This is a genomic window from Flavobacterium sp. UM26, from assembly GCF_057922445.1.
In genome coordinates, this window is record NZ_JBVHCY010000002.1 from 387,555 (window position 1) to 409,427 (window position 21,873).

The 21,873-nt window shown below is 33.5% G+C and carries 20 protein-coding genes; 12 read left to right on the forward strand and 8 right to left on the reverse strand.

The window, feature by feature from the left end:
• Positions 1 to 400 precede the first annotated feature (400 nt).
• Positions 401 to 1,417, forward strand: coding sequence for a glutamine synthetase beta-grasp domain-containing protein (locus ACZ1AQ_RS04060; RefSeq protein WP_489631668.1), 1,017 nt, complete (start codon positions 401 to 403; stop codon positions 1,415 to 1,417).
• Between the two features lie 223 nt (positions 1,418 to 1,640).
• Positions 1,641 to 2,594, forward strand: coding sequence for a TerC family protein (locus tag ACZ1AQ_RS04065; protein ID WP_489631669.1), 954 nt, complete (start codon positions 1,641 to 1,643; stop codon positions 2,592 to 2,594).
• Positions 2,595 to 2,651: 57 nt separating this feature from the next.
• Here ACZ1AQ_RS04065 and ACZ1AQ_RS04070 read toward each other — a convergent pair whose 3' ends face one another.
• The 3 genes from ACZ1AQ_RS04070 to ACZ1AQ_RS04080 all read right to left on the reverse strand — a co-directional run bounded on the left by ACZ1AQ_RS04070 (position 2,652) and on the right by ACZ1AQ_RS04080 (position 5,016).
• Positions 2,652 to 3,152, reverse strand: coding sequence for a hypothetical protein (locus ACZ1AQ_RS04070; protein WP_489631670.1), 501 nt, complete (start codon positions 3,150 to 3,152; stop codon positions 2,652 to 2,654).
• 73 nt (positions 3,153 to 3,225) lie between these two features.
• Positions 3,226 to 4,077, reverse strand: coding sequence for an alpha/beta hydrolase (locus tag ACZ1AQ_RS04075; protein WP_489631671.1), 852 nt, complete (start codon positions 4,075 to 4,077; stop codon positions 3,226 to 3,228).
• A gap of 66 nt (positions 4,078 to 4,143) precedes the next feature.
• Positions 4,144 to 5,016 (reverse strand): AraC family transcriptional regulator, encoded by an 873-nt coding sequence (locus ACZ1AQ_RS04080; RefSeq protein WP_489631672.1) that lies wholly within the window; start codon positions 5,014 to 5,016, stop codon positions 4,144 to 4,146.
• A gap of 185 nt (positions 5,017 to 5,201) precedes the next feature.
• Here ACZ1AQ_RS04080 and ACZ1AQ_RS04085 point away from each other — a divergent pair, with 185 nt between their 5' ends.
• The 3 genes from ACZ1AQ_RS04085 to ACZ1AQ_RS04095 all read left to right on the forward strand — a co-directional run bounded on the left by ACZ1AQ_RS04085 (position 5,202) and on the right by ACZ1AQ_RS04095 (position 7,172).
• Complete coding sequence (locus ACZ1AQ_RS04085) at positions 5,202 to 5,597, forward strand: T9SS type A sorting domain-containing protein (protein WP_489631673.1); 396 nt, start codon at positions 5,202 to 5,204, stop codon at positions 5,595 to 5,597.
• Positions 5,598 to 5,962: 365 nt separating this feature from the next.
• A complete protein-coding gene (locus ACZ1AQ_RS04090) occupies positions 5,963 to 6,361 on the forward strand; it encodes a secretion protein (RefSeq protein WP_489631674.1) in 399 nt (132 codons plus the stop codon).
• 412 nt (positions 6,362 to 6,773) lie between these two features.
• Positions 6,774 to 7,172, forward strand: a complete 399-nt coding sequence (locus ACZ1AQ_RS04095; RefSeq protein ID WP_489631675.1) for a T9SS type A sorting domain-containing protein — start codon at positions 6,774 to 6,776, stop codon at positions 7,170 to 7,172.
• A gap of 80 nt (positions 7,173 to 7,252) precedes the next feature.
• Here the strand turns inward: ACZ1AQ_RS04095 and ACZ1AQ_RS04100 are convergent, their stop codons facing one another.
• Positions 7,253 to 10,693, reverse strand: a complete 3,441-nt coding sequence (locus ACZ1AQ_RS04100; RefSeq protein WP_489631676.1) for a methylmalonyl-CoA mutase family protein — start codon at positions 10,691 to 10,693, stop codon at positions 7,253 to 7,255.
• Positions 10,694 to 10,980: 287 nt separating this feature from the next.
• On the opposite strand from ACZ1AQ_RS04100, the gene purU reads away from it, so the two are divergent.
• Both purU and ACZ1AQ_RS04110 read left to right on the forward strand, forming a co-directional pair.
• The gene (gene purU, locus ACZ1AQ_RS04105; protein ID WP_489631677.1) at positions 10,981 to 11,835 is read left to right on the forward strand and encodes a formyltetrahydrofolate deformylase; all 855 of its coding nucleotides are present in this window, start codon (positions 10,981 to 10,983) and stop codon (positions 11,833 to 11,835) included.
• Between the two features lie 30 nt (positions 11,836 to 11,865).
• Positions 11,866 to 12,582, forward strand: coding sequence for a DUF4197 domain-containing protein (locus ACZ1AQ_RS04110; RefSeq protein ID WP_489631678.1), 717 nt, complete (start codon positions 11,866 to 11,868; stop codon positions 12,580 to 12,582).
• Between the two features lie 193 nt (positions 12,583 to 12,775).
• Here the strand turns inward: ACZ1AQ_RS04110 and ACZ1AQ_RS04115 are convergent, their stop codons facing one another.
• The 4 genes from ACZ1AQ_RS04115 to prfA form a co-directional block, all read right to left on the reverse strand.
• Entirely contained in the window at positions 12,776 to 13,561 is a 786-nt protein-coding gene (locus ACZ1AQ_RS04115) for an alpha/beta fold hydrolase (RefSeq protein WP_438062142.1), read from the reverse strand.
• A 98-nt stretch (positions 13,562 to 13,659) separates the two neighbouring features.
• Positions 13,660 to 14,466, reverse strand: coding sequence for an ABC transporter substrate-binding protein (locus ACZ1AQ_RS04120; RefSeq protein ID WP_489631679.1), 807 nt, complete (start codon positions 14,464 to 14,466; stop codon positions 13,660 to 13,662).
• Between the two features lie 420 nt (positions 14,467 to 14,886).
• Positions 14,887 to 15,708 (reverse strand): orotidine-5'-phosphate decarboxylase, encoded by an 822-nt coding sequence (gene pyrF / locus ACZ1AQ_RS04125; protein ID WP_489631680.1) that lies wholly within the window; start codon positions 15,706 to 15,708, stop codon positions 14,887 to 14,889.
• Positions 15,709 to 15,897: 189 nt separating this feature from the next.
• Positions 15,898 to 16,974, reverse strand: coding sequence for a peptide chain release factor 1 (prfA, locus tag ACZ1AQ_RS04130; protein ID WP_489631681.1), 1,077 nt, complete (start codon positions 16,972 to 16,974; stop codon positions 15,898 to 15,900).
• 518 nt (positions 16,975 to 17,492) lie between these two features.
• Here prfA and ACZ1AQ_RS04135 point away from each other — a divergent pair.
• The 5 genes from ACZ1AQ_RS04135 (at position 17,493) to ACZ1AQ_RS04155 (ending at position 21,771) form a co-directional block, all read left to right on the forward strand.
• On the forward strand, positions 17,493 to 18,164 hold the full coding sequence (locus ACZ1AQ_RS04135) for a HEPN domain-containing protein (protein ID WP_489631682.1): 672 nt from the start codon (positions 17,493 to 17,495) through the stop codon (positions 18,162 to 18,164).
• A gap of 23 nt (positions 18,165 to 18,187) precedes the next feature.
• On the forward strand, positions 18,188 to 18,520 hold the full coding sequence (locus ACZ1AQ_RS04140) for a YegP family protein (RefSeq protein WP_489631683.1): 333 nt from the start codon (positions 18,188 to 18,190) through the stop codon (positions 18,518 to 18,520).
• Positions 18,521 to 18,689: 169 nt separating this feature from the next.
• A complete protein-coding gene (locus ACZ1AQ_RS04145; RefSeq protein WP_489631684.1) occupies positions 18,690 to 19,295 on the forward strand; it encodes a hypothetical protein in 606 nt (201 codons plus the stop codon).
• 297 nt (positions 19,296 to 19,592) lie between these two features.
• Positions 19,593 to 20,069, forward strand: a complete 477-nt coding sequence (locus ACZ1AQ_RS04150; protein WP_489631685.1) for a DUF6265 family protein — start codon at positions 19,593 to 19,595, stop codon at positions 20,067 to 20,069.
• Positions 20,070 to 20,259: 190 nt separating this feature from the next.
• Complete coding sequence (locus ACZ1AQ_RS04155) at positions 20,260 to 21,771, forward strand: ankyrin repeat domain-containing protein (RefSeq protein ID WP_489631686.1); 1,512 nt, start codon at positions 20,260 to 20,262, stop codon at positions 21,769 to 21,771.
• Positions 21,772 to 21,873: the final 102 nt, after the last annotated feature.

The window sequence follows — 21,873 nt, forward strand, 5'->3', positions numbered from 1 at the left end:
GAAAAAAAATGATACGGATAATTCAAATAAAATTTAAAAAAAGTAAAATTAACACTATCAAAAAACGCCAAGTTCAAAACAAAAAATTTTCATAAAAACAAACAACTTTCAATACAAAAACAACTTTTTTACAAAAATATAACAAAAAAATCAGTTATTTTATATAAAAAACACTTTTTCATCAATAACAACCTCGAATAGCTAATCAAAAAAAGACGAATATTATGAATTTGTGTTTTTAGCAGGTAAAAAATTATTTTTTTTTAAATATACCCCCTTCAAAATTACACTTAATTAAAATCCATCAACAAAAGCATAATTATTACCCCCTATTTTTTAGTAGTAAAAAAAATAAATATATATTTGACCCAGAAAAAAAATAATACAAATTCATATAGTTATGGCTAAAATTAAATTAGAGTATATCTGGTTAGACGGATACGAACCAACACAAAATTTAAGAAGTAAAACAAAAGTTGAAGAGCATGAAAATTTCAAAGGAACTTTAGAAGAATTAGGCAACTGGTCTTTCGATGGCTCCTCTACAAAACAAGCTGAAGGAGGATCTTCTGATTGTCTTTTAGTACCTGTTGCTATTTACCCTGACCCAACTCGTATCAACGGTTGGTTAGTAATGTCTGAAGTTATGTATGCTGATGGTACACCTCACCCTTCTAACGGAAGAGCTACTATTGATGATGAAGATGACGACTTCTGGTTTGGATTCGAGCAAGAATACTTTATAATGGATACCAAAACACAACTTCCACTTGGATTCCCTGTTGGAGGATACCCTGCTCCACAAGGTATGTACTACTGCTCTGTTGGAGGAAAAAACACACACGGAAGAAAATTAGTTGAAGAACACGCTGACCTTTGTATTGCTGCAGGAATTAACTTTGAAGGAATAAACCAAGAAGTAGCTTGTGGACAATGGGAATTCCAATTATTCGCTAAAGGTGCTAAGAAGGCCGGAGACGAAATTTGGGTAGCACGTTACTTATTAGATCGTTTAACTGAAAAATACGGTTACTACATTGAGTACCACCCAAAACCTCTAGGAGATACTGACTGGAATGGTTCTGGAATGCATGCTAACTTCTCAAATAGTGTACTTAGAACATGTGGTTCTAAAGAAGTATACGAAAAAATATGTGAAGCTTTCCGTCCAGTAACTGCTGAACACATCGCTGTTTATGGAGCTTATAACGATCAACGTTTGACTGGTAAACACGAAACTGCATCTATCCATGATTTCTCTTACGGAGTATCAGATAGAGGTTGTTCAATCCGTATTCCTTTAATGACTGTACAAAAAGGTTGGAAAGGTTGGTTAGAAGACAGAAGACCAGCATCGAATGGTGACCCATACAAAATTGCTGCAAGAATTATTAAAACAGTTAAATCTGCATTGTAATTTCTCAATACTTATACAAAAAGTGCTAACTATCATGGTTAGCACTTTTTTTATGAATAAAAAAGTAAAAAGTTACAACTTACATCACCAATATTTAGCCACTGATTAAAAGAACATTTGAGCAAACAAAATGAATGATTCAAAAAAATGTATTTATTTTTTATATACCTTTTCAAGTCAAATTTCAAAAACTATCTTTGCATCTCACTAAAAACAAACTACTATGTTGATTTGGACTCTCTTTTTGGTTTTTATCATGGGGATTTTAGCTCTAGATTTAGGTGTTTTCAATAAAACACCTCATATAATTAACACTAAAGAAGCCAGCAAATGGACTTTAATTTGGTTCACTTTGTCGATGCTTTTTTCAGGAGTAATCTATTGGCTTTATACTTATGGGTATGTTGAAAATCCCACTGCATTAAAACCTACCGTAGCCTCCATGAAATTTATTACTGGTTACTTAATAGAATTATCATTAAGTGTCGATAATATTTTTGTTATTGCAATAATTTTTTCAGCTTTCAAAATCCCACAAAAATACCAACATCGTGTCCTTTTTTGGGGAATTTTAGGTGCTATTGTTTTTAGAGGACTAATGATTTTCTTTGGCGTATTAATCATTAATAAATTTGCTTGGACTACTTATTTATTTGGAGCCTTCTTGCTTTTTACAGCTATAAAAATGTTTTTTGCAGGTGAAGATGACGAATTTGAACCTAAAGAATCTTTTATATACAAAACTCTTGGCAAAATCATGCCCTTAACTTCACATACTGACAAAGAACATTTTTTTATTAAAATCAAAGACAAGAAGCACGCTACTCCTCTTTTTGTCGCTTTAATTGTTATTGAAGTAATGGATGTTTTATTTGCTGTTGATAGTGTTCCAGCTATTTTAGCAATAACCTCAGACCCTTTTTTAGTATTTAGCTCTAATATTTTTGCCATACTAGGTTTACGTTCGATGTATTTCTTCTTAGCAAATATGCTTGCGAAATTTAGCTATTTAGAATATAGTTTAATCGCTATTTTGAGCTTTGTAGGCTTAAAAATGCTACTTCATGATTATATTGAAGTTCCTGAGTGGGCTTCTTTAGGTTTTATTGCTCTTTCCTTACTTACTGGAGTACTTGTTTCTTTAAGACTTAGCAAAGAAGAAGATATTATCGAATAATAAAAAAAAAGCTGTGAATTAAAATTTCACAGCTTTTTTTTTCTCTTGACAAATCATCTACAATCTTATTTGTTGCACTTGACTTTCTTTTATATTTAAGGCTTTCATTACCGACAGATAATTATTAGTATCTAGCGTTTTTGAGAAATAACCTGGTACAATCACAATTCTAAAAGTTTGATTATTTAAAAATTGTGGTGTTAAAGCCAAATTATAATTCCCTCCTGCGTAAATTGTAAAATCATTTTTACTAAAATCAAAATCATAATCCAATTCGCCTTGAGATGTAAACACTGTTCTTGGAATTTGTTGCCAAACCGGTGTTGAAGCATCTATTGTACCAATCATTCTGTAAATCAAAATAACATCAGAAGGAAAAATTTGAGGATTTAAGGTTCTATAAATATTATAACCATCTGTAGCGTTAAAATCAAAATTTACATTTTTCAACTCAAACACTTCGGCAATAGTATCTGAATCCACATTGTCATCATTCGTTGTACAACCAGAAAATGCTACTAATCCTATAATAGCAAATATTGTAATTATTCGTTTCATAATTTTTTAATTTTTAAGTTATATAATACGCTGTTCAAAAATCGAACCAAAATTTTAAAACATACCAAAACGGCTATTTTCTAGAAATTATTTTATTAAAAAATAAAATATGAAAAGGCAATGCATTTTCCCAATATTCCCAAGTGTGTGCACCTGGCCTTTCTGTATAATCATGTGCCACTTTGTTATACACCAATCTTCGATGCAATTCTCTATTGGGTTCAATTAAAAAATCATCTACACCACAATCAATAATTAAAGGTAATTTATTTTCTTTGATAATATCAAGCATTCTTAATACAGCATATTTTACATACATCTCTGGGTTTGCGCTTTGCTCCCCAAAAACTGGCTTCATTAATTCTATCACTTGAGCAGATGATTCTCTGTTAAGCATAACACTCATATCAACAGCACCACTCATACTACCTGCCGCACAAAACAAATCGGGATGTTTGGCCGACAAATAGAGAGCACCATGCCCTCCCATTGATAAACCTGTAATTGCTCGAGCTCGTTTATCAGCAATTGTCCTATATGTTTTATCTACAGCACCTATCACTTCCTTAGTGATAAACGTCTCAAATTGACTACCCGAATTAACTGGACTGTCAATATAAAAACTAAAAGTTTCACCTTCTGGCATTACAATAATCATATCGTATTGATCAGCTAGATTTTTAACTGTTTCTTTATTTGGGGTTTTACTCAACCAATCATTAAAATGACCATAGGCGCCATGTAGCAAATACAAAACTGGATAAGCTATTTTGCTTTTCGCATAAGAATTAGGAAGTACAACCGCAGCTTTATAGGTTTTATTCATTGCTACACTTGTCACTTGTAGTGTATCAACTTTGGCCGCAAAAAGAAATGTGCTGCAAAAAAACAAACACACATAAATTATGGATTTCAACTTTTTCATTTTGTAAAACATATTTCATGCAATTTACAAAACTTAAAGATTTAAATTTCGGTAAAATATGACAACTTACTTTAAAATTGTTTTCAATTCGTTACGATATTGAGAAGCACTTTTACCTGTATAAGCTTTAAACGATTTATTGAAATGACTAAAATTATTAAATCCACTTTCAAAACACACCTCATTTATACTCATTGGCTTTTCGGCCAAAAGTTTGGATGCGTGAACAATTCGATATTCGTTTACAAAAGTGGTAAAAGTTTTATTGGTAATTTTCTTGAAGTACCTACAAAAGGAAGGAATCGTCATGCTTACTAAATCAGCTACTTCTTCTAAAGCAATGGGTTCTTGAAAATGATCTTTTACATAATTAAAGACTACATTAATCCTATCATTGTCTTGAACTTGCAGTTCTAAAGAAAAACCAACAGCATTCAAGATAATACTTTCGTTAGACTCACTCATATCTTTTAGCACTTCCCAAAGCGCAATCAATCTATCAAAAGGATCCAATTGGTGCATAATTTCAATTTTAGCTCCAATCTTAGCTTTGGCTTCTCCTAAAAAAGCTATTCCAGCTTTGGCTTGCTGTAACAAATTCTTCACTGCTGCCATTTCTGGAATATTAAAAAATTCGTTTCCAACAAAATCAGGTTTCATTTGAATAACCGTTTCTGATTTATTACCAGTTTGCGCATTGGTAAAACCACAATGCGGCAAGTTACTACCTATTAATATAAGATCACCATCTGTAAAATAAGAAAGATGACTTCCAATTTGTCTTTTCCCAGTTCCTCCCTGAACATAAACCAATTCAATTTCTGGATGATAGTGCCATAAATGAGATTTACTATTGGTTTTCTCATCATACTTAGCTATGGTAAACGAACTACCATAAGAGGGAGATATAACTTCTAATGCAGCTTCAATTTTTTTCATATGATTAAGAATTGGTTACAAACAAAGCTATTAAAAATTGATACAATTTTACCTTTTTTAACATATAACGTTTTCGTAAATGGTAATTTAGCATAGAATATTGAAAAAAGTGTTGCGCAAAACTTTGTAAAACCACAGTAATTTAGCAAAATAAATAATGACTAATAATTAAAAAAATTGAACATATGAAATTGATGAATAAATTGGGTTTAGTTGCACTTTTTGCATTGACAAGTTTAAACACTTATGCAGTTGACGGAGATTTTTTACTTAATGTAAAAAAAGGAAAAGGAAACGAAATTAGCTTTGCTATGAATGGCATTAATAAAGCTTATATAGCGATTTATGATGCAGAAAACAACTTAGTTTATTCTGAAAACGCTAAAGGTCAGAATGGAATTGTAAAAAACTATAATCTAGATGAACTACCAATGGGAACCTATTCATTAGTAGTAAAAACTGATCTTAAAGAAGTAACACACGAAATTAAAGTAAAAGCATCAGAAGCTACTTTAAGCAAAAGAGCGTATCTAGAGGTTTACAAAACTTCTTTTACGAATCAAAATGTTGCTTCTAATTAATTAGTACTTCGACCATAAAAAATTCATACTTTTTGAAAGCTGTCATTCTTTGGCAGCTTTTTTTTTATCGTCTACTTCCAAAAAAACAAAGCATCTATATATTATTTTCAGGAAATACATCAAATCAATAAAGTTAAATCATCAAAATAAATATTTCATTGATTTTTTTGCATAAAAAAATCAACTTTGAAAAATAACATCTATCCTATTTTACCACAAATATGTGCTTTTTTACCCAAAATAACACTATATCGTTTTCGAGAAGTTAATTTAACATCAGAATTAGAAAATATTGTTGTGTTGCTTTAATAAAGCTTCTTCTAAATTAGTCATAGACAATTAACCAACAACTTAAAACAAGAATTATGAAAACAATCTCAAAATTAAGTGTAGTGGCATTATTCGCATTAGCAAGTCTTAACACCTATGCAATCGACGGCGATTTTTTACTAAACGTAAAAAAAAGACAAGGAAACGAAATTAGCTTTGTTCTCAATGGTCAACAAAAAGCTAAGGTTACGATTTATGACATGAACCACAATGCATTGTTTTCTGAGAATGCCGCTGGAGAAAAAGGGATATCAAAAACGTACAATTTAGATGAATTCCCTGATGGTAAATACTATTTAATTGTATCTACCGATTTCAAGTCTGTTAAACATGAAATTAAAATCAATGCTTCAACAGCTGTTTTAAGCAAAAAACCTATATTAGAGGTATACTTAAAAGAAGGAACTAATAAACAATTAGTTGAAATAAAATAACGTTTTTTTTTAATCATAATAGACCGCCTCAAATAGGCGGTCTTTTTTTTATCCTCTCTCTGGAGACAAATTACAGATTTGACAAAAATTCACATTAATAAAAATTGTTTGAATAAAAAAATTAAGGAGATTTTATTATATTCAACAAAAATCAAATTTTAACATAAATAACATAATAAAAATAACAATAAAAGCATTTTTTTTGAGCATAATTCATGATTTTGTTGAATTTTAAAAAATAGCAACTATACAAAATTACCAAATCACTATACTATATTAACCAAATTAACACTATATCGTTTTCGAAATGTGAAAATACAACCTAAATTAGAAAATTCTGTTGTGTTAAGATTTTGATTGTTAGGCTACTTTAGCATTAGAAATTTTAACTAACAACTTAAAACAAAGAATTATGAAAACAATCTCAAAATTAAGTTTAGTAGCAGTATTTGCTTTAGTTAGTCTAAACACTTACGCAATTGAAGGCGATTTTTTACTTAATGTAAAAAAAGGAAAAAGAAACGAAATTAGCTTTGCTCTCAATGGACAACAAAAAGTTACAGTTTCTATTTATGATTCAGAAAACAATCTTCTATTCTCAGAATATGCTTCAGGTAAAAAAGGAATTGCTAAAACTTATAGCTTAGACGAATTTCCTGAAGGAAAATACATTTTGGTAGTAGAAAATAATTTAAAAACCGTAAAACATGAAATTGTTGTTTCAAAAAATGAAACGGTTTTGAACAGAAAAGCAATAGCAGAGGTTTACAAAAACAGTGCAAAAAAATCTCTTGCCGTTGCGAATAACTAAAAATTGGTTTTTTAAAGTGTGTTTAAAAAGAAAGGCTGTCAGTATTGACAGCCTTTCTTGATTTATTGCAATTGAAAGTATTACATATTTCTTCTATACTGCCCTCCTACTTCAAACAATGAGGCCGTGATTTGCCCTAAAGAACAAACCTTTGTGGCTTCCATCAAATGATCAAAGATGTTTTCATTGTTGATGGCTGCCTCTTGTAAGGTTTTTAAATGTTGGGTTACCAAATCAGCATTGGCTTTTTGCAAATTATTCAACATGGTGATTTGGTATTGCTTTTCTTCTTCGGTAGCACGAATCACTTCAGCAGGAATCACCGTTGGCGATCCTTTAGAACTCAAGAACGTGTTAACTCCAATAATTGGGAACTCACCTGTATGTTTCAATGTTTCGTAATACAAACTTTCTTCTTGAATTTTAGAACGTTGGTACATCGTCTCCATAGCCCCAAGTACACCACCACGTTCTGTAATTCTATCAAATTCTTGTAAAACCGCTGCTTCCACCAAATCAGTCAATTCTTCGATTATAAAGGCTCCTTGAATTGGATTCTCATTTTTAGCCAAACCTAACTCTTTATTAATAATCAACTGAATAGCCATAGCTCTACGCACCGATTCTTCTGTTGGCGTAGTAATCGCTTCGTCGTACGCATTAGTATGTAGGGAATTACAGTTGTCATAAATCGCATACAAAGCCTGCAACGTCGTACGAATATCATTAAAATCAATTTCCTGAGCATGCAAAGAACGCCCTGAAGTTTGTATGTGGTATTTCAACATCTGAGCTCTTTCGTTGGCTCCATATTTATTTTTCAAAGCTTTCGCCCAAATTCTTCTGGCCACGCGTCCGATTACAGCATATTCTGGATCGACACCATTCGAGAAAAAGAACGATAAATTCGGTCCAAAATCATTAATATTCATCCCTCTACTCAAGTAATATTCTACATAAGTAAAACCATTGGCCAAAGTAAAAGCCAATTGCGTAATAGGATTAGCCCCAGCCTCGGCGATATGGTAACCAGAAATTGAAACCGAATAGAAATTTCTAACATTATTTGCAATAAAATACTCCTGAACATCCCCCATTAGTCGCAAGGCAAACTCCGTAGAGAAAATACAAGTGTTTTGTGCTTGGTCTTCTTTTAAAATATCGGCTTGAACGGTACCACGAACTTGCGCTAGCGTTTTGGCTTTTATTTCATTATAAACTTCTAAAGGCAACACTTGATCTCCGGTTACTCCCAAAAGTAGCAATCCCAAACCATTATTACCCTCTGGTAAATCACCTTGATATTTTGGACGCTCTACCCCTTTTTCTTGGTAAATCGCTTTTATCTTAGCTTCCACTTCTTCCACCAAATCATTCTGCTTGATATAGATTTCACATTGCTGATCGATGGCTGCATTCATAAAAAATCCAAGTAACATAGGCGCCGGCCCATTGATAGTCATACTCACCGAAGTCATAGCGTGCACTAAATCAAAACCAGAATACAGTTTTTTAGCATCATCCAAGCAACAAATAGAAACTCCTGCATTTCCGATTTTCCCATAAATATCAGGACGAATGTGTGGATCGTTTCCGTACAAAGTCACACTATCAAAAGCTGTCGAAAGTCTTTTGGCTGGTAAACCCGCACTTACATAATGAAAACGTTTGTTCGTTCTTTCCGGACCACCTTCACCAGCAAACATACGAGAAGGATCTTCACCTTCACGTTTGAAAGGATACAATCCTGCAGTAAATGGAAATTCTCCTGGAACATTTTCTTGTAAACACCAACGCAAAATATCACCCCAAGCTTTATACTTTGGCAAAGCAACTTTAGGAATTTGCGAATGCGATAAACTCTCGGTATGTGTCGCCATTTTGATTTCACGATCTCTAACTTTAAAAGTATAAACAGGATTTTTATACTTATTTACTTTTTCATTCCAAGTCAGAATCATTTCCCAATTGTAAGGATCTAAATCCATTTTTACTTTGTCGAATTGATTCAAAAGTAAATTCAAAAAGATACGGTTTTCATCATGCGACGCTGTAGCAGATGGCAATACAGACGCGTCATCAATTCCAGCTTTATTGAGTACTGGCTTCTTATTAGAAACTGTTTCGATTGTTTTATAAATTCCGTATAACTTTTGAGCCACTTGCTCTTGACTCAAAGCCGTTTCATCATACTTACGGTTGTTCTCAGCAATTTCGGACAAATAACGGGTGCGGTGTGGTGGAATGACAAAAATTTTCTCGCTCATTTCGCGCGTAATTTCGAAAGTTGATTTTAAATCTGAACCGGTTTTCTCTACAATTTTATCCATAATCGATTTGTAGAGCGTGTTCATTCCTGGATCGTTAAACTGAGAAGCAATAGTACCAAAAACCGGCATTTCATCTGGATTTACATCCCATAAATTATGATTGCGTTGGTATTGTTTTTTCACATCTCTAAGCGCATCCAAAGCACCACGCTTATCGAATTTATTCAAGGCTACTAAATCGGCAAAATCAAGCATGTCAATTTTTTCCAATTGCGTAGCTGCTCCAAACTCAGGTGTCATTACGTATAATGAAACATCTGAATGGTCCATAATTTCAGTATCCGATTGCCCGATTCCTGAAGTTTCTAAAATAATAATATCGTATTTCGCCGCCTTAAGCACCTGAATCGCTTCGGCTACATATTTAGACAAAGCCAAATTAGATTGACGTGTTGCCAAAGAACGCATATAAACTCTAGGATTATTAATTGCATTCATACGAATTCTATCGCCTAACAAGGCGCCACCTGTCTTACGTTTTGATGGGTCTACAGAGATTAATCCAATGGTTTTCTCTGGAAAATCAATTAAAAAACGACGAACCAATTCATCTACCAAAGAGGATTTTCCTGCACCACCGGTTCCTGTGATTCCTAGCACAGGAATTTTAGAAGTTTCATTTTTAGTATGAATCTGATCAAAAACTGGTTTTGCAATTTCAGGAAAATTCTCTGCAGCCGAAATAAGCCTTGCAATCGCAGTTTGTGTTTTATCTTCAATTAATTCCAATTCATTGGTTAATTGATTGCCAATAGCAAAATCAGAACGTTCCACCAAATCATTAATCATGCCTTGTAATCCCATAGCACGACCGTCATCTGGAGAATAAATTCTAGTGATACCGTACTGATGTAATTCTTCAATTTCTGAAGGCAAAATAACGCCTCCGCCTCCGCCAAAAATCTTGATATGTCCTGCTCCTTTTTCTTGAAGCAAATCATACATATATTTAAAGTATTCGTTATGTCCCCCTTGATAAGAAGTCATTGCAATCGCATTGGCATCCTCTTGAATGGCAGTATTCACAACTTCTTCTACACTTCGATCATGCCCCAAATGAATCACCTCCACTCCAGTTGATTGAATAATACGGCGCATAATATTTATGGCGGCATCATGACCATCAAAGAGAGAGGCTGCGGTAACAATTCTTACTTTATTAACAGGAATATAAGGTTTTTGTGGTTCCATTTTATGAATATGATAATTAATAGCGCCAAATTACACATTTTTTAAAATAAAAATTAGCATTTTATTGAATTACTATAAAACAACCAAATGCTGCTATTTCTTAAAAAAAATAAGTTAGTTTTGGTAAAAAAGGATAACTAATCGCAATAGAATCAAAAGAAAACGTTTTCTTTTGATTTTAAAACAAACCAAATTTTGTCCTCAAATAAACAAAAAAATAGTCATTCGGTACGTTTAATGATAAAAACATTTTAAAACCTAGCAATAAAGCACAATTAAAAGAAAAAATGCAAAAAATTACCATCCTCATACATTGTAAAGATCAAAAGTCAATTATAGCCTCAGTTACTAACTATATCGCCTCTATAGAAGGAAACATTATTTATTTGGACCAACACGTTGATGCCGATGAAAATGTTTTTTTTATGCGATTGGAATGCGAATTAGAGTCGGAAAAATGGACAATAGAAGCTATAAAAGCTGACTTTGAAACCAATCTCGCCCTTCCCTTTGCTATGGATTGGAAAATTTATCCGCAACAGCAAAAACCGAGAATGGCTTTGTTTGTTTCTAAATACGATCATTGTTTATACGATATTTTGGGACGCTATAGCGCTGGCGAATTACCACTTGAAATTCCTTTAATCATTAGTAATCACGAAGATTTAAGAAAAGTAGCCGAACAATTTGCTATTCCTTTTTATTGTGTTCCTTTCACCAAAGAAATTAAAGAAATTGGCGAAAAGAGACAAATAGAATTGCTAGAAGAATTCAATATCGACTTCATTGTACTGGCGCGCTATATGCAAATCATTACCCCAAAACTGATTAAAAAATACCAAAACAACATTATCAATATCCATCATTCTTTCTTACCCGCTTTTCCTGGGGCTAAACCTTATCATTCCGCTTTTAAACGCGGTGTAAAAATCATTGGGGCTACTAGTCATTATGTGACTGAAGAACTTGATGAAGGACCAATTATCGAACAAGATATCACTCGAGTTACCCACAGTCACTCCATTGAGGATTTTATAATAAAAGGAAGAGATTTGGAACGCATGGTTTTGGCAAGAGCCATTACATTGCATGCAGAACGAAAAACTATGGTGTATAACAACAAAACTGTAGTATTTTTGTAGCCTTTTCAATTAAAAAAACCCAAAATCCTAATGAAAAAATTTTTAATCCTACTTATTTTATTACCTGCTATTAGTAACGCTCAATTCAAAAACATTCTAAAAAAATCATCAGAAACAGCAACCGGTATTTTAAACAAAAACGGAAAAGTAGATATTGCTGCTGGGCTAAAAGAAGCTTTAAACAAAGGAATCACCGAACAGGTTTCGAAATTGACGCAAGTAGACGGTTTCTACAAAAATGAATTGGTCAAAATCGTAATGCCAGAAGAGTTAACCAAAGTCGACAAAACATTACGTAAACTAGGAATGGGTTCGCTAGCAGATGACGGAATAAAAGCCCTGAACAGAGCCGCAGAAGACGCTGTAAAAGAAGCAACTCCAGTGTTTGTAAACGCCATAAAAAACATCAAAATTGCAGATGCCAAAACCATTTTAATGGGCAATGAAAATGCTGCAACAACCTATTTACAGCAATCTACCAATAAAGAATTATATACTAAATTCCTTCCTGTAGTTCAACAATCCATCGGAAAGGTTGGTGCCGATAAAATTTGGAATGGAATCATTCAAAAATACAACACGGTGCCTTTGGTTTCAAAAATCAATCCTGACTTGAATGATTATGTCACCAACAAAGCACTAGAAGGCGTTTTTAAAATGATTGCTATTGAAGAAAAAAACATTAGAACTGATTTACAATCAAGAACTTCGACTGTTTTAAAGAAGGTTTTTGCTATGCAAGATTAACATAATATAACAAGAAAAAAACACCAAAAAAACGTTGTTAATTAGACTTAACTTATTGACAACAAAGTAATAACATAATTTTAACAAAAACATCTCAACTTATTCCTGACCTTTGTAGTGTAATAAACTGGTTATTTATTATTTGGTTTTGGTTAGTTATAAAAATGTCGATATCTCAGGATGTCGGCATTTTTTATTGTGCAGTATTTAGAAAAGAAAGTACAGCTGTATTGAAAGCCACGGGTTGTTCAACATTCACCACATGACCGCATTTTTCAATAACAAAAAGCTTAGAAGAACGATAGTGATTTTCGACAACTTTTCGAACAGAAGGCAAAAACATATAATCTTCTTCTCCCATAACGTAAAGAGTTGGAATATTCAACTCTACTTGTCTGAACCACTTCAAAACAGGATTGATTTCAGCTGTGAGTTTAAACCATTTTATAAACTCTTTTTGGTATAATTTTTTAGCTTCATTGATAAACAGTACTCTCGATTGCTTATGACTTTTCTTGGGCATAATGACAAAAGCAAAAAAGCGATACAATACCAAGTAAGGCAATACATATTTGAAAGCATTACCCAAACGCATTAAAATTTGAGAACGGAAATTCATTTTCAAAATGGCACCACCCAAAATCATACTTTGTACTTTTTGAGGATACATTTCTGCCAATTGACGAATCAAAATCGTTCCTAATGAAATACCCACAAAATGAGAACGTTCAATTTTCAAATGCTCTAAAACTTCTACAATATCATTCGCCAAAGCCGAGAAAGTATATTTCTGTTTAAAAGCCGTTTTTAGGGTTGGTTTAGATTCTCCGTGTCCTCTGAGGTCCAAAAGTAAAACATTGTATTGCTTCTGAAAATCTCGAATTTGCTTAAACCATATCGACGAGCTTCCTCCTGCACCATGGACAAAAGTTACCCATTGTGTACTTGTTTCATTCTTGTAGATAGTGTAATTAAGCATTCGTTAGTTTTTTTTGTAAAAATAGAATAATAATTTTAAAAGCCAATTACTATCTTGAAATTAGCCATCTAAATACAAATCACTATTTTACCAACAACTTAAACATCAAAAACCAACGCTTGATGCCATTTTTTGAAATAAGAAATAGCCTTCAACAAGCGGCTGCCGTGCCAAGAGAAGTACTCGCCATCGACCAATCGTATTTTGGCGTTTGGAAAAAAGGAAGTGAATTCAGCTACATCTTCATCCTTAAATGGATAAGGTTCCGAAGAAAGCAACACCAAATCGACAGCATCAAATCGGGTTGATAAATCAATAGCAATTTCAGGATAACGAGATTGTGTGCCAAAAAAATTATCGAATCGATTCAATTGCAGCAACTCGTTGATAAATGTGCCAGAACCTGCGACCATATATGGCTTTTTCCAAATAAAATAGGCTACTTTTTGAGTAGGAATGGTTGCTATAAAAGTTGTAAAATCAGCCAAGGCCAAAGCTATACTTTGATTCAAGACTTGGGATTCGGCTGTTGTATCGAAAAGCAATCCAAAATCGGTAATCATTTGATTATTATCTGCAATGGTAACTACATTGGTTACCCAAACTGGCGCAATTGCAGAAAGCTCTTGCACCATTTCTAGTGTGTTTTCTTCTTTGTTGCAGATAATAATATCCGGTTGTAAGGCTTTGATTTTATCAAAATGAACTTGTTTTGTACCGCCAACTATTTTCTTGGTTTTAAGTAAATGTTTTGGATGCACACAAAACTTGGTAATTCCAACGATTTGGTCTTCTAATCCTAAATCAAACAACAACTCCGTTTGTGAAGGAACCAACGAAACAATTCGACGTGGTGTCGATTCAAAAAAATGAGAAGTACCGATTTGATCTGTTAGTTGTTTCATATTGTTTGAGCTTAAACACAAAAAAATTTAACCGCAAGGGTCGCAAAGTATAACATAAAGCTTTGTGCTGCTTCGTGACTTCTTAGTTTTTCTTCGTGGTAAAAAAACTTAACCGCAAAGGTCGCAAGGATTTACGCAAGGGTCGCAAAGAAAAACTTTAACATCCTTAAATGCCTTAAATGTTTGAAAAATTTAACCGCAAAGGGCACAAAGGTTTACACAAGGTTCACAAAGAAAAAACTTCAATGACCTTATATGTCTTATATGGTTGAAAAACTTAATAGCAAAGTTCGCAAAGGTTTACGCAAGGTTCACAAAGAAAAAACTTCAATGACCTTATATGTCTTATATGGTTGAAAAATTTAACCGCAAAGCACGCAACGGTTCAACAAACAACATTAAACTTTTAAACCTTAAACTTTAAACGTTTAAACTAAGAATCTCCTCCATTTCCTGTTGCATTTTCAACGCTTCGTTTCTAGCAACTTCGGCAAAATCTTCTTTATTCGAAGCATAAATAATAGCGCGAGACGAGTTGATCAACAAACCTACTTGACTATTCAAACCATATTTGCAAACCTCAGTCAAACTTCCGCCTTGTGCGCCAACACCAGGAACCAACAAGAAACTATCAGGTACAATTTTACGAATTTCAGTAAAGTATTCGGCTTTTGTGGCACCAACCACATACATCAAGTTATGACTGTTTTTCCACGATTTTGAAGTTTCCAAAACCTGTTTGTACAATTCTGTACCATTTACCGATAAAGTTTGAAAATCAAAAGCGCCTTCGTTAGACGTCAAGGCCAACATAATGGTGTGTTTATTCTCAAAAGCTAAAAAAGGCTCCACCGAATCTTTTCCCATATACGGCGCTACCGTTACACTATCAAAATTCAAATCCTCAAAAAAGGCTTTGGCATACATTGAAGACGTATTCCCAATATCGCCACGTTTTGCATCTGCAATCGTAAAGAGTTCAGGATAATTGGCATTGATGTATTCGATAGTTCTTTGCAACGACTGCCAACCTTTTATGCCATACGCTTCAAAAAAAGCCGTATTGGGTTTGTAGGCCACACATAAATCGTGCGTCGCATCAATAATGGCTTTATTGAATTCGAAGATTGGATCTTCCGTTGCTAATAAATGAGAAGGTATTTTATTCAAGTCAACATCTAAGCCTACGCATAGAAAAGACTTTTTCAATTGGATTTGTTCTAGTAGTTGTTGTGTTGTCAAAACAGTTGTTGTTTATTGTTTGTAGTTTGTAGTTTGTTGTTGTTGTTGTTGTTGTTGTTGTTGGCAAAGTTCGCAAAGTTTTTTCCAAAGTTCGCAACCTGTTAAAAAAAATGCCAAACATTTCAGTATGGCATCTTTTCTATTATCTTAATCTTAACACTTAATACTTAGTACTTAATACTTAGTTAATTAAAAAACCTCGCTAGCTTCTTTCAGTTTTTCCATATTGTTCACCAATTGTAATTCGGCCACAATTTTATGGATATCCCCATTCATTATGTTACCCAAATCATATAAGGTCAAACCAATTCGGTGATCCGTTACACGACCTTGTGCGTAGTTGTACGTACGAATTTTAGCAGAACGGTCACCAGAACTTACTTGCGAAGAACGTTTTGAGGCATCTTCAGCTTGTTTTTTGGCCAATTCCATTTCGTACAAACGAGAACGTAAAACTTCTAAAGCTTTGTCTTTATTTTTATGTTGTGATTTTTGATCCTGACATTGCGCCACCAATCCGGTTGGAATATGCGTCAAACGAACAGCAGATTTAGTAGTATTTACAGATTGTCCCCCTGGCCCAGAAGAACAAAACAAATCAATTCGAACATCATTCATATCAATTTGTACGTCGAATTCTTCCGCTTCTGGAAGCACCATAACTGTTGCAGCCGAAGTATGCACACGTCCTTGTGTTTCTGTTTGAGGTACGCGTTGCACACGGTGTACACCAGCTTCGAATTTTAAAGTTCCGTAAACATCCTCTCCTGTAACCTCAAAAATAATCTCTTTGAAACCACCTGAAGTTCCTTCGTTCATATCCACAACAGAGGTTCTCCAGCCTTTGCTTTCACAATATTTAGTATACATACGGAACAAATCCCCTGCAAAAATACTCGCTTCATCACCACCTGTACCCGCACGAATCTCGACCATTACGTTTTTCGCGTCTTCAGGATCTTTCGGAATCAACATAAATTTGATTTCATCTTCTAGTTGTGGCAAACGCTCTTTAGCTTCCTCCAATTGCATTTTGGCCATTTCCACCATTTCGGCATCACTACCATCAGCGATGATTTCGTTAGCCTCGTCAATATTGGCTAAGACAATAATGTATTCTTCTCTTTTTTCAACCAAGGCTTTGATGCTTTTATATTCTTGGTTGAGTTGCACATATCGTTTTTGATCCGCGATAATATCGGGCTGAATAATCAAATCCGAAATCTCGTCGAAACGCTGTTTTACATATTGAAGTCTATCTAACATATTCTTGTCCTTATATTTTGGACGGCAAAATTACAAAAAAGAAAGCAATTTACAGAAACCCTTTTTCAGTTTTTTTAGGAGCTATTTCCTGCTGTCCACTATATCTGTGGCTCTGAACCCCAGAGCCACAGGATGCCGCTCCCATCAGGGCTAGAAACGGTAACACAACACGAATCGAAATTCTAAATTTTAAATTCCAATAAATAAGAATTTATTATAAAAAGCTCTAAAATTCGCGCAACGACTCCCCTCTTGAAATCGAAGATGCAACGACTCCAAAAAAAACATATGGAGTTATAGGGGTTGGGGGTGTGTTTTTTTTAACCCAAACTTCAGAAACAAACCAAAGACAAAAAATTTTGTAATGAAAATTGTATATATTTGAAAAGCTAATGCGCTATGAGACTTATCATGCCTATCTACCCAAAATTGGATGGCTTTGAATGATTTTGTCAGACCTGTAAGCTAGTTAGGCGTAATTCGACATTCGAAAACTAACAACTTTAAACAATTATTATATGCCTTCAAAAGCCTATTTAAATTTTCTACACATAAGAGTTGATGTTTTAAAACTTATTGAAACACACAGTTTCTATACCCAAAATAGGCCTGGTAGAAAAAATTTAGGCTTCCTCACAAGAAGTGCTGTCATAATGTTATGTGCCGCTTGGGAAAGGTATAACGAAGATTTATTATTAGAGTCTGTAATTTACTTATCTCAAACAACAACTGACATTAATAATTTAAATAAACATATCAAAAAAACAATAAGTGCAAAAGTAAGAAGTGATATAAATGAAATTAAACCTATAGAATTGGCTGGTATGGGATGGAAAGATGTTTGGTATAATTATGCAAAACTTGAAACAGAATTACTTCATACTCCTAAATCAAATAAATTAAAATTATTATTTAGGACTTATTTAGGAATCACTGACTATTCAAGTCTTTGGAAAACCACGAACCCAAGTCAAATAGATGAATTTGTTTCAGACAGAGGGGAAATTGCCCACAATGGAAACAAAGCTAAATATATCACTATGACAAAATTGAGGAAATATCAAGATTTAATTATCGATAATGTGATAGAAATAGACTCAAAAATGGCTCTAGAATTAAAGAATATGTCTGGTCAAGTTAATTTACCTTGGGTGCAAGATTACTTTACTGAAATTGAAAAATATAAATAACTTTGTAAAAAAGCAAGAAGGATATGGGTAAATTCATTATATCACTAAGAACAAATGGTTTATATCATTTTTTTCTCAAAGCTGAAAATGGTCAAGTCATTTTAGCAAGTGAAGGATATTCAAGTAAAGCTGGATGTATGAACGGTATAGAAGCAGTGAAAAAAAATGGCTCTGACGATTTTAAATTTGACAGAAAAACAACTTTAAATGGAAAATTCTATTTCAATCTTAAAGCTACAAATGGGCAGATTATTGGGACAAGTGAAATTTATGAAAGTGAAATTTCACGTAACAGAGGCATTGAATCTGTAAAACAAAACGTATTACAATCAACTATAATTGACCAAACTACGTAATCAAGAACTACGCCTAATACACGCTACAAGCAATTTGGGTATTAGGCTTAATTTGAAATTGGTTTTGTACTTGGAAAATTTGTGTTTAACCGAAAGAACTCGCATCTTTAATCCCAAACCTCATGTAGCGCGTGAACGTTAGCAGCAATTTTAAACAACTATCCTCTTTATGAGAAATTACAAAGCATTAATGTTATTGTTTTTGTTTTTCATTTTAAGCTGTAAAAACAACAGCAAAAATATTATTATTGAACAAAATTCTGATATCGCAAAAGTTATTGAATGTGTTATTATGGACGAAAGCTTGAATATCTTGAGGAGCGATTCATTGCCTATACCTTTGTCTAAAGAACTAAATAAACTGAAAGTTTATAGATTAAAAATGACAAATAACAAAAGACCGCCTAAACCAGAAAAGGGTATATATCTAGAAGATTTATTTTATTATCGCTTAGACAATAAGTTTATTCCTGAAAAAGATTCTTTATACCTTTTGAATCAAAACGAAAGTGTGAAAACATATGTGATTGAAAATACTTTTCAGAAAAAAATCAACTTGACAACATTTAAAGAACAAAAAGATAAACGCAAAGCGAATAAAAGTTCTGAATTCGTGTATTTAACCTTTCCAATATTTTCTTCAGACAACGCTAAAGCTTACCTAGAAATTGTAAACGTGTGTTTTGGAGATTGTGGCTCGGGGCAAGCTGTATATTTAGAAAAAAAGAATGGAAAATGGCAAATTGTTTATGAGCATCAATTGTGGGTTGGATAATCTAAAAAACAGCTGCTAACATCTACACCAGCTGTCCGAAGTGTTCTTATGTATGAATAAATTTCTTGTGTGTGCGGCGCGAATGTCTCAGACTTCGTGCCGTTTTAAACGATGTTGCAAACCATAAATGTGACAAAAGTCTCCTGAGTTTTTACGGGAATATGTATAGAATAAAACTGACTTCTTTTTTGAACAAAACAAAAAGACTTCTCCTTATTTTATCCCACCAATTTATTCCACTACTTTCCTTCCTTTTTCATAAATTAGCGCTTTCAATCCAAACAAAAAACTTGCATCATGTTTCAAAAAACGACACTTTTATTGGTCTTTGTAGCACTTGCGTCCTGTAACAACAACGCGAACAAAAATGAAAAAATCAAAGCTTCGCAATGGCTTTTGGGTACTTGGACCCAGCAATCTGAACAAGGAATTTTACAGGAAACATGGAAAGCTGTAAACGACAGCACTTTTGAAGGGACTTCTTATTTTATAAAAGGAAAAGACACTTTGCACAACGAAACCATTGTGTTGCAACAAAAAGATGAAAACCTCATCTACAAAGCTACTGTAATAGGAGAAAACAATGACGAAGCCGTATCGTTTCCCCTAACCTCTAGTACAGAAAAAAACTTAGTATTCGAAAACCCAAAACACAATTACCCACAAAAAATCAATTACAAATTAGCCGACGCCAATACATTAATTGCAAAAATCTCTGGAAAACAAGCTGGAAAAGTTACTTCAGAAACCTATACGCTTAAAAAAACGAAATAATTCAACATCAATACTATAACCTCGGTTTTTACTGAGGTTTTTTTATTTAATTATCCAAACGCATTAAACCTTTTTTACTTTTTTCAGTCTTACAAATACAAAAGCTATTGGAAAATTAGTTTTAATACTTACATTTGTATTATTTTTATTTATTCTAAATAAATGAAAATATTTTAATCCATTTCAAAATATGAAGAATATATTCTTAACCCTATCTCTTTTTACAACTGTTTGGTGCAGTGCCCAACAAAAAAATAGCTTACTCGACCAATCCTTTTGGAAAACTTTGCCAGATGTGGCTACTGTAAAAGCCGAAATCGAAAAAGGCAACAACCCATCTGCGGCAACACCCAATGCTTTTGATGTAACCGTAATGGCTATCAATAATGATGCGCCAGTTGCTACCATTAAATTCTTATTGGAACAACCCGGAAACGATGTAAACAAACTGACCCACGACAACCGAATCTACCTGCATTGGGCAGCTAACAAAGGGAATGTAGAAATTATAGAATACTTAATCGCTAAAGGTTCTGACATCAATTTGGAAGACAGTAAAGGAGAAACACCACTTACTTTTGCAGCCATTGGTGGACAATCGAATCCAAAATTATACGAGGCTTTTTTCAAAGCTGGCATTGATCCAAAGAAAAAATACAAAGACGGGATTAACCTGCAACTTATGACCATTGCAACGGATAAAAACTTAACTTTAAGTGATTATTTAGCTACAAAAGGCTTATCGCTAAAAGATGTAGATAACAACGGCAATACAGCATTTGATTATGCTGCAAAAACTGGCAATGTTGGTTTCTTGAAAACCCTTTTAGCAAAAGGAGTAAAATACACTAACAATGCGCTTCTTTTTGCCGCTCAAGGCACACGAAGAGAATCAAGCACACTTGAAACTTACAAATACTTGGTGGAAGAATTAAAAATTAAACCTACTACTAGCAGTAAATCTGGTGAAACAGTACTTCACTTTTTAGCAAATAAACCCAATCAAACAGAAATCATAACTTATTTCCTTTCTAAAGGTGTAGATGCTAACCAAGCTGACAAAGAAGGAAACACACCATTGATGCTTGCAGCTGCTGGTCGTGAAACTGCTACTTTGGAACAATTAATAGCGGTAACTAAAAACATTAATGCGCAAAACTCAAAAAAAGAGAGTGCCTTAACTTTTGCTGTTAAATCAGGAACACCAGAAGCAATCACGCAACTTTTAAATCATAAGGCTGATATAGCTGTAACCGATAAAGATGGTAACAATTTAGGCTACTATTTGATTCAATCGTATCGTCCTCAAACAGGCGGCGGACGTGGTCCTGAAGCATCCAACACGCCAAAACAAGATCCTTTTGAAGCTAAAATAAAGATCTTACAAGACAAAGGCTTTGTGCTCTCTACACCTCAAAAAGATGGAAACACACTGTATCATTTGGCGGTTATTAAAAACGATTTAAATTTGCTCAAAAAAATAGCCGATTTAAAAATAGATAGCAACGCCAAAAACAATGATGGCTTGACGGCTTTACACAAAGCGGCGATGATTGCAAAAGATGATGCTATTTTAAAGTATTTAATCTCTATTGGGGCACAAAAAGATGCTAAAACAGAATTTGACGAAACCCCATACACATTGGCTAAAGAAAACGAAACATTAACCAAAAAGAACGTCGATTTAGAGTTTTTGAAATAGTTGAGCTAGTTCTTAGTGATTAGTCCTTAGTAACTAGTGAATAGCCTACATAATTCAAAACTCATAACTCAAATCACATCACTTAAAATTCATAATTTATCC

Excerpts from the sequence above, each read along its gene's own strand:
- ACZ1AQ_RS04070 (WP_489631670.1), bottom strand. The coding sequence starts at position 3,152 with ATGAAACGAATAATTACAATATTTGCTATTATAGGATTAGTAGCATTT.
- ACZ1AQ_RS04100 (WP_489631676.1), bottom strand. The coding sequence starts at position 10,693 with ATGGAACCACAAAAACCTTATATTCCTGTTAATAAAGTAAGAATTGTT.
- ACZ1AQ_RS04155 (WP_489631686.1), top strand. The coding sequence starts at position 20,260 with ATGAAGAATATATTCTTAACCCTATCTCTTTTTACAACTGTTTGGTGC.
- ACZ1AQ_RS04080 (WP_489631672.1), bottom strand. The coding sequence starts at position 5,016 with ATGAAAAAAATTGAAGCTGCATTAGAAGTTATATCTCCCTCTTATGGT.
- ACZ1AQ_RS04060 (WP_489631668.1), top strand. The coding sequence starts at position 401 with ATGGCTAAAATTAAATTAGAGTATATCTGGTTAGACGGATACGAACCA.
- ACZ1AQ_RS04120 (WP_489631679.1), bottom strand. The coding sequence starts at position 14,466 with ATGAAACAACTAACAGATCAAATCGGTACTTCTCATTTTTTTGAATCG.
- ACZ1AQ_RS04095 (WP_489631675.1), top strand. The coding sequence starts at position 6,774 with ATGAAAACAATCTCAAAATTAAGTTTAGTAGCAGTATTTGCTTTAGTT.
- ACZ1AQ_RS04135 (WP_489631682.1), top strand. The coding sequence starts at position 17,493 with ATGCCTTCAAAAGCCTATTTAAATTTTCTACACATAAGAGTTGATGTT.
- ACZ1AQ_RS04090 (WP_489631674.1), top strand. The coding sequence starts at position 5,963 with ATGAAAACAATCTCAAAATTAAGTGTAGTGGCATTATTCGCATTAGCA.
- ACZ1AQ_RS04115 (WP_438062142.1), bottom strand. The coding sequence starts at position 13,561 with ATGCTTAATTACACTATCTACAAGAATGAAACAAGTACACAATGGGTA.
- ACZ1AQ_RS04065 (WP_489631669.1), top strand. The coding sequence starts at position 1,641 with ATGTTGATTTGGACTCTCTTTTTGGTTTTTATCATGGGGATTTTAGCT.
- ACZ1AQ_RS04140 (WP_489631683.1), top strand. The coding sequence starts at position 18,188 with ATGGGTAAATTCATTATATCACTAAGAACAAATGGTTTATATCATTTT.
- prfA (WP_489631681.1), bottom strand. The coding sequence starts at position 16,974 with ATGTTAGATAGACTTCAATATGTAAAACAGCGTTTCGACGAGATTTCG.
- ACZ1AQ_RS04145 (WP_489631684.1), top strand. The coding sequence starts at position 18,690 with ATGAGAAATTACAAAGCATTAATGTTATTGTTTTTGTTTTTCATTTTA.
- ACZ1AQ_RS04075 (WP_489631671.1), bottom strand. The coding sequence starts at position 4,077 with ATGAAAAAGTTGAAATCCATAATTTATGTGTGTTTGTTTTTTTGCAGC.
- ACZ1AQ_RS04085 (WP_489631673.1), top strand. The coding sequence starts at position 5,202 with ATGAAATTGATGAATAAATTGGGTTTAGTTGCACTTTTTGCATTGACA.
- ACZ1AQ_RS04110 (WP_489631678.1), top strand. The coding sequence starts at position 11,866 with ATGAAAAAATTTTTAATCCTACTTATTTTATTACCTGCTATTAGTAAC.
- ACZ1AQ_RS04150 (WP_489631685.1), top strand. The coding sequence starts at position 19,593 with ATGTTTCAAAAAACGACACTTTTATTGGTCTTTGTAGCACTTGCGTCC.
- purU (WP_489631677.1), top strand. The coding sequence starts at position 10,981 with ATGCAAAAAATTACCATCCTCATACATTGTAAAGATCAAAAGTCAATT.